Source organism: Domibacillus indicus (genome assembly GCF_000970685.1).
Classification (GTDB): Bacteria; Bacillota; Bacilli; order Bacillales; family Domibacillaceae; genus Domibacillus; species Domibacillus indicus.
This window is the reverse complement of sequence record NZ_LAJB01000027.1, coordinates 67,576-80,037: the sequence shown is the minus strand read 5'-3', so window position 1 is coordinate 80,037 and position 12,462 is coordinate 67,576. Positions and strand designations below refer to the sequence as shown.

Genomic DNA, 12,462 nt, shown 5'->3' with positions numbered 1-12,462 from the left:
TAATTTCACTGATATTAATAATAGCACGATTGCTTGCATTTTTGATGGGAACGCATGTTTTTTCAAACAGTTTTCGCAAAAAAATGTCAAAAACATTGATTTTTTCAATGAAAAAGGAGTTTTTTCATATGCTTAGAGACGGACACATCCATACACCTTACTGCCCGCACGGATCAAATGACTCATTAAAACAATATATCGAGCGTGCAATCGAGCTTGGCTTTTCCGAGCTTACCTTTACAGAGCATGCGCCGCTTCCGGAAAACTTTATCGATCCTGCTCCCGCCCGGGACAGCTCCATGCAAAAAGCCGATCTTGAACAATATATCCAGGAAGTTGAAAAAGTGAAAAAGCAGTATGCTTCTTCTTTAACAATCAACACAGGTCTTGAGGTTGATTTTATTGCCGGCTTTGAAAAAGAAACCACTGAGTTTTTAAACGAATATGGTTCTTTCTTAGATGATACCATTTTATCCGTTCATTTTCTTCCAGTAAAAGGCCAATTTGTTTGTATTGATTTCAGCGAAGAAGAATTTGGACGGATCATTAAAGAAGCCGGTTCAATTGAATTTGTGTATAAATTATATTATGATACCGTTTTACAGTCCATCGAAGCGGATCTCGGCCCTTTTAAGCCATCCCGAATCGGCCATATAACTCTTGTGCGCAAATTCCAGCATATGTTTCCATGCACTGAGCCATTTGAGGAGCATATCGACCGCATGCTGCGTGCCGTAAAGCAGGCCGGTTATTCCCTGGACTACAACGGGGCCGGTTTTGTAAAGCCATTATGCCGGGAAACATACCCGCCCGCCCGCATTGCACATGCCGCCCATTCTCTTGGCATTCCGCTCGTGTATGGATCTGATGCACATGCGTCGGCCGGCATTGGGCAGGGGCTGGACCAAATCGACCGTAATTTAATAGAAAGAAGTGTGTAAAATGTTTCAAACTACTCCTTACTCTGGTACAAAAGCAGAACAGTATTCACTTGTAACGAAACAGCTGGAAGCATTGCTTGCCGGCGAAACCAACCAGGTTGCTAACTTGAGCAACGCATCCGCCCTGCTCGGCCAGTTTTTGCCGAACATTAACTGGGCTGGCTTTTATTTAAATGAAAATGAAGAGCTAGTGCTTGGCCCTTTTCAGGGACTGCCGGCCTGCGTGCGTATTCCATTCGGGAAGGGTGTATGCGGCACAGCTGCTGCGGAGGGCAAAACAATGCGGATCAAAGATGTTCATGCTTTCCCCGGCCATATCGCCTGTGATGCCGCTTCACGTTCTGAAATTGTCATTCCTTTAATTAAGGACGGAAAAGTACTGGGTGTTCTCGATATTGACAGCCCCGAAACAAACCGCTTTGATGAAGAAGATGAAAAAGGCCTTGTTCAGTTTGCGGAGGCGCTGATTCGCTTTTTATAAGAAAAGGTTGACACTGATATATACGCGTTATATACTATTCTTTGTGTAAAATAAATGCAGCCTATGTGTTCGCTGTTTAGATCTCATTTTGTTTCTTTATCCGGATCTATAAAACTCCGGAAAAGGGGCATCGTGTAACCCGTTGCTGCAGGGCGATGGTGCATGAAAACAAAATGTGCTGGCAGTTAGTCACACCGGTTTTTATTTTACAACAAAATAAAAACACAAAAGGAGGAGTCATTTAATGGCTCGTTACACAGGTCCAAGCTGGAAATTATCCCGCCGTCTCGGCATTTCACTTAGCGGTACAGGAAAAGAAATTGAAAAACGCCCTTACGCTCCAGGTCCGCACGGTCCGAACCAGCGTAAAAAAGTGTCTGAATACGGACAACAGCTTCAAGAAAAACAAAAACTTCGTCACATGTACGGCGTGACTGAGCGTCAGTTCCGCAACTTGTTCGACAAAGCTGGTAAACTAAAAGGCGTATACGGCGAAAACTTCATGATTCTTCTTGAATCACGTCTTGATAACCTTGTATACCGTTTGGGTCTTGCCCGCACTCGCCGTCAAGCTCGTCAGCTTGTTAACCACGGCCATATCACTGTTAACGGTCAACGTGTTGACATTCCGTCATATCAGGTAAAAGTTGGCCAAACAATTGGTGTTCGTGAAAAATCAAGCAACTTCGCTATCATTAAAGAAGCAGTTGAAGTAAATAACTTCGTACCTGACTACTTGACATTTGATGCTGACAAACTTGAAGGAACTTTCACGCGTCTTCCTGAACGTTCTGAGCTTCCAGCAGAAATCAACGAAGCGCTTATCGTAGAGTTCTACTCTCGTTAATTTAATCGCTTTGGTCGATCCACATAAAACACCAGCCGTTAAATAAATAACGGCTGGTGTTTTTTTGTGCTAAATTCGCTTCTCTTCCCGGGAAGCCAGCTCCCTATATAAAGGAAAGTGAATGACTACAGTTGTCCCCTTTTCTTTCACACTTTCGAAGTGGATCGTCCCTTTGTATTTTTTTACAATATTAAAGCAAATCATTAAGCCAAGGCCGGTCCCTTTGCTTTTTAACGAGTAAAAAGGCGTACCCAGTAATTGAATTTCTGTTTTTGACATTCCGGTTCCGTGATCAATAATTTTAATTTCCACCTCACTTTTCATACGTTTTACCTTTACCAGCACAGGAAGGCCCTCTTTTGACGCTTCTATCGCATTCTTAATGAGATTAATACATAATTGTTTCACTTCTGTTTGGTCAGCTGCAATGCAGCACTCTTCCTCTCCCAGCTCCAACTCAATCCGGTTATCATGCACAAGGCCATACGAATTAAGAAGGCTGACTACACTATAAAGAATTTCCTTTACATTTACTTTTTCCAGGCTGATCTCTTTGTTCGGGGCAGAAATCGATAAAAATTGTGAAATAACCTTTTCTGCCGTATCCAGCTCATCGATCATTAAAGCAAAGTGCTCCTTTGCCTTACGGTCATAGGAGGAGTCCTGTTCGTACAGCTGCAAGAATCCTTTCACTACTGTTAGCGGATTTCTTATTTCATGCGCAACCGCCGCCGCTAGCTGCCCGGCTGTTTTGATTCTCTCGGACTGCTGGATCTGTTCATAATATTCCTGCTGTCTTTTCATGCGTAAATATGTAACATAATAAAGAATAACTAAAATAATCTGGCTTCCTAAAAAGTTGATGACATTCCCGATTAAATCCTGTTTTGTTAAAAGGTATAGTTCACTTTGTTTGCTGAACATAATGTAACTGCACATACTTGTAATAAACAAACTATTTAAAATGAGCGTAAGATAAAAGAGCAGAGAATCAAAGAAAAAGATGGAGAGTGCCGGGATTAAACAAATATATATGAACGTAGACCATGTGCCCGGATATAAAAAGAAAAGAGTATAAAAATAAGCACTCGCTGCAATAAGAATCACAGTTTTCATCGTACGGTTTTTAAAAGCTGGATATAAAAGCAGGCAAAAAGAAAAAGCAGCCAGAAAGAAAGCATGCAAAATAAAAGTTAAATCTATTGCGGCGAAATGTGGATTCCCCCAAAACAGACCTGTTATCATGGCAGCTATAGCTGTACCCGCTCCTATATAATACATTTTTTTAAAGGTAAAATCTGTTTTCATTTTTATTCGTTACTCCCTGTCTTATAATAGACTGCTATTATTTTTTCAGTTAATAAAATACAGTCCTTTCATCGTCTTTTAGTTTATCATAAACAAACATCAAGCCTTTTACCTTTAAGCAAAATGGAGCAGGATTTAAAATTCTTTACCAGTACATTAAATTTTACATATATAAAACGCTTGAAGCTATGCGTGGCGCAAGAAATGACTTTTCATTAAAAAACGGTCTTGAAATGTAAATTTCAAGACCGTTTTTTACTATTTATATTATTGATATTGAATTAAAAAGTATTTCTTTTTTCCGCGGCGGATAACTGTAAAGCGGCCGTCCATTTTATCTTCTTCAGACAGGACGTAAGCCGTGTCTGTTATTTTTTCACCATTAATTGATACTGCCCCATTTTGTACATCTTCGCGTGCCTGGCGTTTTGATGGGGAGATCCTGGCATTCACAAGCAGGTCAACAATATTTGGAAGCTCTCCTTCTACAATATGGCTTGGAACATCTTTAAGCCCCTGCTCGATTTCAACAGCAGACAGCGATTTAATATTCCCGCTGAAGAGCGCTTTCGTAATGTTAATAGCCTGTGTAAGTGCTTCTTCTCCATGAATGAGACGCGTCATTTCTTCGGCGAGCGCTTTTTGCGCTTTACGAAGATGTGCTTCCTCCTTCATAGAGGCCTCAAGAGCATCAATTTCTTCTCTTGAAAGAAAGGTAAAAATCTTTAAATAACGGATTGTATCGGCATCCGCTGTGTTAATCCAGAACTGGTAAAATTCATAAGGAGATGTTTTCTTCGGATCAAGCCACACTGCACCGCTCTCGGTTTTTCCGAATTTTGTTCCGTCTGATTTTGTAACAAGCGGAATTGTAAAACCGAATGCCTGTTCGCCTTCCGGATTCATTTTTCGAATCATCTCAAGACCGGTTGTAATATTGCCCCATTGATCGCTGCCGCCAATTTGCATCCGGCAGTTATGGTTTTTGTGCAGGTAGTAAAAATCCATCGCCTGAAGGATGGTGTAAGCAAATTCCGTAAATGAAATACCGCTCTCCAGCCGTGATGATACCGTATCTTTTGCCAGCATGTAATTAACACCAATGTTTTTTCCAAAATCACGAAGGAAGGTGACAACATCCATTGAGCCGATCCAGTCATAGTTATTAACAAGAATGGCTCCATTGTCGCCTTCTACTGAGAAAATTTTTCCAAGCTGGGCCCGGAGTCCTTCTACATTTTTTTGTACCTGCTCCATTGTCTGCAGTGTACGTTCTTCTTTTTTGCCGCTTGGGTCGCCAATTGTACCTGTTGCTCCTCCCACCAGGACAATCGGCTTATGGCCATGCTTTTGAAAGCGGCGAAGCGTTAAAAACGGCAGTAAATGGCCGATGTGCATACTGTCGGCAGTCGGGTCGACACCGCAGTACAGAGCGATTTTTTCTGTATCCAGCATTTTTTCAATGCCTTCTTCATCGGTCTGCTGGTAAACAATCCCTCTCCATTTCAAGTCTTCTAGCAATTCCATTTTATCCTCTCCTTTTTAAACAGAAAAAGCGCCCCTGCAATCAATGCAGGGACGCTTTTTACGCGCGGTACCACCCAGGCTTGAGAAACTAATGGTTCTCCACTCAATACCGGTAACGACGGCAGACGTCAGCCGCTACTTATCGTTCACGGCGAAAGCTCCGGGAGGTAATTCATCTCGCTGTTTGTGCTTTCTTTCACCAAATGAAAGCTCTCTGGGTAACAGGGACAGCGGACTACTTATTCCGTTCATCGCTTGTTTATTAAATATAAATCACATTGTAGCGATCAATTTCTCCTTTGTCAAACAGAATTTCGCTCCTTTGAAAAAAGAAGGCTCCGCCAGCAGCGGAACCTTATTGTATTTAATCTTCCATTGTTGACAAATCGCCGGTTGGCAGATCAAGCTCCCATGCCTTCAAGACACGGCGCATAATTTTACCGGAACGTGTTTTTGGAAGCTTATCACGAAATTCAATTTCACGCGGAGCGGCATGTGCTGCAAGGCCTGTTTTCACGAATTGGCGGATCTCTTCCTTCAATTCATCCGATTGTTCATAGCCATCACGCAGGGCAATAAATGCTTTAATAATTTCACCGCGAACCGGGTCCGGTTTTCCGATAACACCCGCTTCAGCGATTGCCGGGTGCTCTACCAGCTTGCTTTCTACTTCAAACGGTCCAACACGCTCACCTGCGGTCATAATCACATCGTCAACACGGCCCTGGAACCAGAAATAGCCATCCTCATCCATATAAGCAGAGTCCCCTGAAACATACCAGTCTCCCGGCATAAAATACGATTCGTATTTCGCCTCGTTGTTCCAAATAGCTGCCATCATCGACGGCCAGCCTTTTTTAATTGCCAGATTCCCCATTCGGTTTGGCGGCAGCTCATTTCCCTGGTCGTCTACAATTGCTGCTTTTACACCCGGAATTGGCTTGCCCATTGAACCCGGACGAATATCCATAGCCGGATAGTTACAGATAACCTGCGCACCTGTTTCTGTCATCCACCATGTATCATGAATGCGGAGATCGAAGACTTTTTTGCCCCAGCGGACTACTTCAGGGTTGAGCGGCTCACCGACACTTAAAATATGGCGAAGCGAAGAAAGATCAAATTTCTTTACCACTTCATCCCCAGCTCCCATCAGCATGCGGAAAGCTGTCGGTGCACTGTACCAGACGCTCACTTTGTATTCCTCAATGGTGCTGTACCATGCTTCCGGACTGAAGCGTCCCCCAACAATAACGTTTGTAGAACCTGTCAGCCACGGCCCGAAAATGCCATATGCCGTTCCTGTCACCCAGCCCGGGTCAGCTGTGCACCAGTAGATATCGTCCTCTTGAAGGTCAAGGACCCATTTCGCTGTCTGATACTGCTGAATCATTGCATTATGTACGTGCAAAACTCCTTTAGGCTTTCCAGTTGATCCGGATGTGTAATGAAGCAGCATGCCATCATTACGGTCTACCCATTCGATATCAAACTGCTCTGACGCTTCTTTCCATTTCGACATAAAATCAACATGTTTATCGTCCTCTTCTACACTGTCTCCGACGATAAAGACTTTTTCCAGCTTGGGAAGGTCTGCAGCCGGAATACGACTCAGCAAATCAGGTGTTGTAATAATCATCTTCGCTTCACTGTCCTCAAGGCGGTCGCGGACAGCACCTTCCATAAATGCTTCAAACAACGGCCCGACGATAGCTCCTGCTTTAATCGCCCCAAGCACCGCAAAGTACAATTCCGGCGAACGCGGCATAAAGATAAAAACCCGGTCCCCTTTTTCTACATTTCCATACTCTTTTAATACGTTCGCCGCTTTATTCGTATTGGCTTTCATATCCGCAAATGTGTATTGCTCATTGCGATTTCCATCACGATAATAAAGCGCCACTTTATTTTTTCTGTCAGATTCGGCATGACGATCGACCGCTTCATAAGCTGCATTTACTTTACCCGTTTCAAACCATGAAAATGCTTTTTCAGCTTCTTTCCAGTCAAAAGAGGCATACGTCTCATCGTAACTTGTAAGATTATAATTTCCCTGCACAGCTGATAGCGCTTCCAATTTCATAAACCGATTCCCCCTTATGTATGGTTACTACTCTGCTATTATATAACAACTCATTATTTTTCACAATTTATACAAAATTAAATTTATTACCTTTTTGCTGATTATCCGAAAATTTGGTGAAAACGCTTTATTTTAAGGGCGGTTATGTATAATGTAAAGTATAAAGGATTATAAAGGTGGTGGCCTAATGAAACATTGTAAAACATATTATTCAAAAGAATTCGAAACCCCCGGCGGGACGTTAATGATTGAAGGCCCTGTTTCACCAGAAGCACTGTCTGACTATGAATTTCATGAAGGGCTTGTGGCATTCAGGCAGCCCGGCCAGCAGCAGGCGGCCCTGGTTGAAATTGCAGGCCTCCCGGAAGGTCGTATTATCGTTGCAAGAAAACAGAACATCATTGTCGGTTATGTAACATTTTTGTATCCAGATCCGCTTGAACGCTGGTCGGAAGCAAATCTTGAAAACTTAATTGAGCTTGGGGCGATTGAAGTTGCTTCCGAGTACCGCGGTGCCGGCGTTGGACAGACAATGCTGCGTGTCGCCATGATGGATGATCAAATGGAAGAGTATATTGTGATTACGACTGAATATTATTGGCATTGGGATTTAAAAGGTACCGGATTGAATGTCTGGGAATACAGAAAGGTTATGGAAAAGATGATGAATGCCGGCGGACTTGTCTGGTATGCAACGGATGATCCGGAAATTAGTTCTCATCCGGCAAACTGTCTGATGGTCCGGATTGGGTCGCGTGTAAATCAAGAATCGATTCAAAAATTCGATCAGATTCGCTTTGTGAATCGCTTTATGTATTAAGAAAGGGGAGCTTACGGTGATTATTGAAGAAATAATGAACACCCATATACATACACTTTCACCTGATGATACAATCGCGGCAGCTCTTCAGCTTTGCCGCGACCATAAAATCCGGCATATTCCTATTTTAAATACGGAAGGTATCCTCGCTGGCCTTGTAACAGACCGGGATATAAAAGACGCCACTCCTTCGATCCTTCAAAAAGAAAATGGTGCAGAAGAATTAAATAAACCGCTCAGCCTGATTATGAAAACAGGCGTAATTACCAGTCATCCGCTTGATTTTGTTGAAGATGTGGCAGCCGCTTTTTATGAACATAATATCAGCTGTATGCCGGTCGTAAAAAGCGGTAAGGTAATTGGCATGGTAACCGAAACAGATGTTCTCCATACATTTGTCGAGCTGACAGGAGTCAACCAGCCCGGCTCCCGCATTGAAATTAAAGTTGAGAATAAAGCGGGAGTTCTATTTGATATTTTACAAGTGCTGCATCACCGGCGCGTTAACGTACAAAGTGTTCTTGTTTATCCATACCGCGATACAGAAACACATAAAGTTATCGTTTTGCGCATCCGGACAATGAATCCAGTCGAAGTTATCGATGATTTAAAAAAAGCGGGACATCATGTACTCTGGCCAAATATGCCGGGGCTCCGCCCATGAAGCGCGATGCTGTTTTCGTGTATTCAGATCAGTTATTGCGTTACCGCTTTTCAGAAAATCATCCCTTCAATCAATTCCGCCTTACATTGACGATTGATTTGCTTAAACAGCTTGGAGCGCTTGATGACAGCCAGATTATCGCTCCCCGGATGGCAGCGGATGAAGAGCTCACTCTTATTCATGATCTTGAATATGTAGAAGCGGTAAAAAAAGCGGGGCGCGGTGAGTTGTCTGAATCTGCCGGTGAAGGATACGGTCTTGGCACCGAGGATACGCCCATGTTTAAAGATATGCACGAAGCCAGTGCGTTTCTTGTTGGCGGCACTTTAACAGCCGCTGATCAAGTCATGACCGGTCAGGCAGCACATGCTGTTCACCTTGGCGGAGGACTTCATCACGGTTTTCGCGGCAAGGCTTCAGGCTTCTGCATATATAATGACAGCTCTGTAGCCATAAAATACTTGCAGGAAAAATACAAAGCACGTGTGCTGTATGTGGATACGGATGCCCATCATGGCGACGGGGTCCAATGGTCCTTTTATGATGACCCGGAAGTTGCGACATATTCCATTCATGAAACGGGCCGGTATCTTTTTCCCGGCACAGGCAATGTGAATGAACGGGGGCACGGCCAGGGATACGGATATGCTTTTAATGTTCCGCTCGATGCTTTTACAGAAAATGAATCGTGGCTCGATTCATATGAAACAACATTGCGTGAAGTGGCTCATTTTTTTAAACCGGACGTGATCCTGACACAAAACGGCGCAGATGCCCACTATCACGACCCATTAACTCATTTGTCCGCTACAATGGATATTTACAAGCATATTCCTGCACTGGCTCATGAATTGGCTCATGAGTACTGTGATGGCCGCTGGATTGCTGTTGGAGGAGGCGGATATGATATATGGCGTGTAGTTCCGCGTGCCTGGGCCCTTCTCTGGCTGGAGATGACCGAACAACAGCATTTAACCAAATCGTTTCCGAAAGAATGGCCAGCAAAATGGCAGCCGAAAGCGCCTTATCCTCTGCCGGATTCCTGGACCGACCCGGCTGACCTGTATCCAGCTATCCCTAGAAAAAGTGAAATTACAGAAAAAAACAAACTGACAGTCGACAAGCTCCTTTATCCGCTTCGCAGTCAAAAAAAATAACCGGGCAGACACAGCTTATGAATCAGGCTGTGCCTGCCCGGCTTCCTCCTCCCGGTCCGGGTCTGTAATGACAATTTCAACACGGCGGTTTTTTCTTCTGTTTGCTTCTGAAGTATTCGGTGCAATCGGGCGGGTGTCAGCATGGCCTATTGCCGTAAAGCGGGCAGGAGACAAAGCATGCTCTTCTGTAAAATAACGAATAACACGGGAAGCCCGGGCGGCAGATAACTCCCAATTGGATGGATACTGCATGTCCTGAATCGGTACGTTGTCTGTATGGCCTTCTACTTCAATCATATTAGGCAAGTCCCTAAAGAGCGTGCTTGCTTCATCCAAAAAAGAATGAGAGGCATTCATGAGCTCCGCTTCACCGCTTTCAAACAGCAATTGTTCATTTAATACGAGTACAACACCGCGCTCATCACGAACGACATCTGCTGTTTGTTCAAAACCGTTTGTTTTCAAAAAAGTCTTAATTTTTTTATATAACTGATCAAGAGATGCTTCGCCGCCTGCCTTCTGCTGTTCATCCGGATACTCTCCAGGTACAATCGATGGATTTTCGTCAAAGGAATCCTGGTCCCGAAACGATTCAGCGATTGATTGAAATTTTCCTTTATCAATTTGCGACACTGAAAAAAGAAGAATAAAAAAAACAAGAATCAGTGTTACCAGATCGGAAAACGTAACCATCCACCTGGGCGCGCCCGTCGTTTTCGTCGGAATACGGCGCTTTCTCCGCTTCATGCTTCGGCCGCCTTACGCTGTTTCGCTTTTTTCCGGGGCTCGTCCTTTAAAAAAACATTCAGCTTTTCACGCAGCATGCCCGGATTTTGCCCGGATTGAATACCTGCTACACCCTCAATTACGATTTGCCGGTAAAAAACTTCTTCTTCTGTTTTTAATTCCAGCTTGGAAGCAATCGGCAAAAAAACGAGATTAGCCAGCAGCGATCCATAAAGAGTAGTTAACAGGGCAATTGCCATATTTGGTCCCAGAGATGCCGGGTCGTTTAAGTTTTTCAGCATGAGTACAAGGCCAATCAATGTGCCGATCATTCCCCAGGAAGGTGCATACTCCCCGGCTTTTTCGACGATGAGCCTTCCTTTTCGATGCCTCTCTTCAAGCGCATCTAATTCCGCATTTAAAATGTCGACCAGCTCTTCCTGCTCAACTCCGTCAACGGCCAGCAAAATTCCTTTACGAAGAAAAGATTCATCTTCATTTTGAAGATTGGCTTCCAAAGATAAAAGCCCTTCTCTTCTTGCTTTTTCCGACAAATGAACAAGGCGGTTAATAAGAGCAGAAATATCATGAGGCTCTTCCGTAAAGGATTCTTTCATTACATAAAAAAAACGCTTAATATCTTTTAATTGAAAATTAATTAATAAGGCGGCTGCGACGCCGCCGATGACAATTAAAAACGAAGCAAAATCAATAAATGATGCAAACCCTGAAGCGCCGCTATTTGAAATAACGGCAAACGCAACGAGTGTTAAACCGACAGCCATTCCGACCGGTGTTAACATGTCCAGCTTTTTCATTGTATGACATCCATCCTCCGCTTCGTATTATGCTTTTGTTGAACCTCGTTTTTCGATACGATGCGGAAGAACAACGACTGGATTTTCTACCTCTTCTTTGTTCATAAGCTTTGTCAGCAGCCGCATCGCTACAGCACCAATATCATATAAAGGCTGCGCAACTGCCGTTAGCTGCGGACGTACCATCAGCGAAAGCTTTGTTGAATCAAAGCTGACTACTTCAAGATCATCCGGAACCGTCAAGCCGGCGTCCTGGGCTCCGTGAATAACCCCGAGGGCCATTTCATCGTTATAAACAAATACAGCTGTTGGCCGCTCGCCTGCTTCATTCAGCTTTTCCCACGCTTCAATACCCGAATCATACGTATAGTCACCCTCAACCACAAGCTCTTCATCATAAAGTCCCGCTTTATCAAGTGTTTCTTTATAAGCTGCATGTGCATATTCCTTACTGATTACATCGCGGAAAGGGCTTGCTACATAAGCAATACGTTTGTGTCCGCTGTCAATAAGCGACTGAACCACTTCACGCGCTGCTTCTTTATAGTCAATATTTACAGATGCTGTTTTTCCCGACTTTTCGACAGATCCCGCAAGTACTATCGGAACCGGTGAGCGGTCAAACTCCTTAACATGCTCTTCATTAATATGATTGCCCATAAAAATAAGGCCATCAACTTGTTTACCAAGCATTGTTTGGATTAAATGCATTTCTTTTTCTTCATTTTGATCCGAGTTGCTTAAAATAATATTGTATTTATACATAGTGGCAATATCTTCAATGCCACGGGCAAGCTCTGCATAGAAAATATTTGAAATATCCGGGATAATTAAGCCGACTGTTGTCGTTTTTTTGCTTGCAAGCCCGCGGGCAACCGCATTAGGGCGGTAGCCAAGACGCTCAATAACATCATTTACTTTCTTTCGTGTGGCGGGTTTTACATTTGGATTTCCATTCACTACGCGTGAGACGGTTGCCATCGACACGTTTGCTTCTCTTGCTACATCATAAATCGTAATATTCATCTGATAGTTGCTCCTTTTCGTTTCTTTCTCTCTATATTAACGAAAAAAGGCTCCTGTGCAAACA

General features: G+C 43.6%; 12 protein-coding genes and 1 other annotated feature. Of the genes, 6 read left to right on the top strand and 6 right to left on the bottom strand.

Going from position 1 to position 12,462, the window contains the following annotated elements; all coding sequences use genetic code 11:
- The first annotated feature begins 128 nt into the window (after window positions 1–128).
- The 3 genes from hisJ (at window position 129) to rpsD (ending at window position 2,269) form a co-directional block, all read left to right on the top strand.
- Complete coding sequence (gene hisJ / locus VP98_RS17660; RefSeq protein ID WP_046176698.1) at window positions 129–941, top strand: histidinol-phosphatase HisJ; 813 nt, start codon at window positions 129–131, stop codon at window positions 939–941.
- Between the two features lies 1 nt (window position 942).
- Window positions 943–1,422, top strand: coding sequence for a GAF domain-containing protein (locus VP98_RS17655; protein ID WP_046176678.1), 480 nt, complete (start codon window positions 943–945; stop codon window positions 1,420–1,422).
- Between the two features lie 244 nt (window positions 1,423–1,666).
- Window positions 1,667–2,269: a 30S ribosomal protein S4 gene (gene rpsD, locus VP98_RS17650; RefSeq protein WP_046176677.1), complete on the top strand. Its 603-nt coding sequence runs from the start codon at window positions 1,667–1,669 to the stop codon at window positions 2,267–2,269.
- A gap of 69 nt (window positions 2,270–2,338) precedes the next feature.
- Here rpsD and VP98_RS17645 read toward each other — a convergent pair whose 3' ends face one another.
- The 3 genes from VP98_RS17645 to acsA form a co-directional block, all read right to left on the bottom strand.
- Window positions 2,339–3,193: a sensor histidine kinase gene (locus tag VP98_RS17645; RefSeq protein ID WP_231584213.1), complete on the bottom strand. Its 855-nt coding sequence runs from the start codon at window positions 3,191–3,193 to the stop codon at window positions 2,339–2,341.
- Window positions 3,194–3,844: 651 nt separating this feature from the next.
- Window positions 3,845–5,104: a tyrosine--tRNA ligase gene (gene tyrS, locus VP98_RS17640; RefSeq protein ID WP_046176675.1), complete on the bottom strand. Its 1,260-nt coding sequence runs from the start codon at window positions 5,102–5,104 to the stop codon at window positions 3,845–3,847.
- 44 nt (window positions 5,105–5,148) lie between these two features.
- Window positions 5,149–5,365 (bottom strand) — a binding site (T-box leader).
- 103 nt (window positions 5,366–5,468) lie between these two features.
- Complete coding sequence (gene acsA / locus VP98_RS17635) at window positions 5,469–7,187, bottom strand: acetate--CoA ligase (protein WP_046176674.1); 1,719 nt, start codon at window positions 7,185–7,187, stop codon at window positions 5,469–5,471.
- A 187-nt stretch (window positions 7,188–7,374) separates the two neighbouring features.
- Here acsA and VP98_RS17630 point away from each other — a divergent pair, with 187 nt between their 5' ends.
- Genes VP98_RS17630 through VP98_RS17620 form a run of 3 tightly spaced genes read left to right on the top strand, consistent with a single transcriptional unit; the run spans window position 7,375 to window position 9,828 of the window.
- On the top strand, window positions 7,375–8,007 hold the full coding sequence (locus VP98_RS17630; RefSeq protein WP_046176673.1) for a GNAT family N-acetyltransferase: 633 nt from the start codon (window positions 7,375–7,377) through the stop codon (window positions 8,005–8,007).
- Window positions 8,008–8,023: 16 nt separating this feature from the next.
- Window positions 8,024–8,671 (top strand): acetoin utilization AcuB family protein, encoded by a 648-nt coding sequence (locus VP98_RS17625; RefSeq protein ID WP_046176672.1) that lies wholly within the window; start codon window positions 8,024–8,026, stop codon window positions 8,669–8,671.
- The gene (locus VP98_RS17620) at window positions 8,668–9,828 is read left to right on the top strand and encodes an acetoin utilization protein AcuC (RefSeq protein ID WP_046176671.1); all 1,161 of its coding nucleotides are present in this window, start codon (window positions 8,668–8,670) and stop codon (window positions 9,826–9,828) included. The genes VP98_RS17625 and VP98_RS17620 overlap by 4 nt, the downstream gene beginning before the upstream one ends.
- 15 nt (window positions 9,829–9,843) lie before the next feature.
- Here VP98_RS17620 and motS read toward each other — a convergent pair whose 3' ends face one another.
- The 3 genes from motS to ccpA are packed head-to-tail and all read right to left on the bottom strand — an operon-like array spanning window position 9,844 to window position 12,398.
- On the bottom strand, window positions 9,844–10,575 hold the full coding sequence (gene motS, locus VP98_RS17615; protein ID WP_046176670.1) for a flagellar motor protein MotS: 732 nt from the start codon (window positions 10,573–10,575) through the stop codon (window positions 9,844–9,846).
- Window positions 10,572–11,372 carry a flagellar motor protein MotP gene (gene motP, locus VP98_RS17610; RefSeq protein WP_046176669.1) on the bottom strand — a complete coding sequence of 267 codons (801 nt, stop codon included), beginning with the start codon at window positions 11,370–11,372 and terminating at the stop codon, window positions 10,572–10,574. The genes motS and motP overlap by 4 nt, the downstream gene beginning before the upstream one ends.
- A gap of 27 nt (window positions 11,373–11,399) precedes the next feature.
- Window positions 11,400–12,398, bottom strand: a complete 999-nt coding sequence (ccpA, locus tag VP98_RS17605) for a catabolite control protein A (protein ID WP_046176668.1) — start codon at window positions 12,396–12,398, stop codon at window positions 11,400–11,402.
- Between the last annotated feature and the right edge of the window lie 64 nt (window positions 12,399–12,462).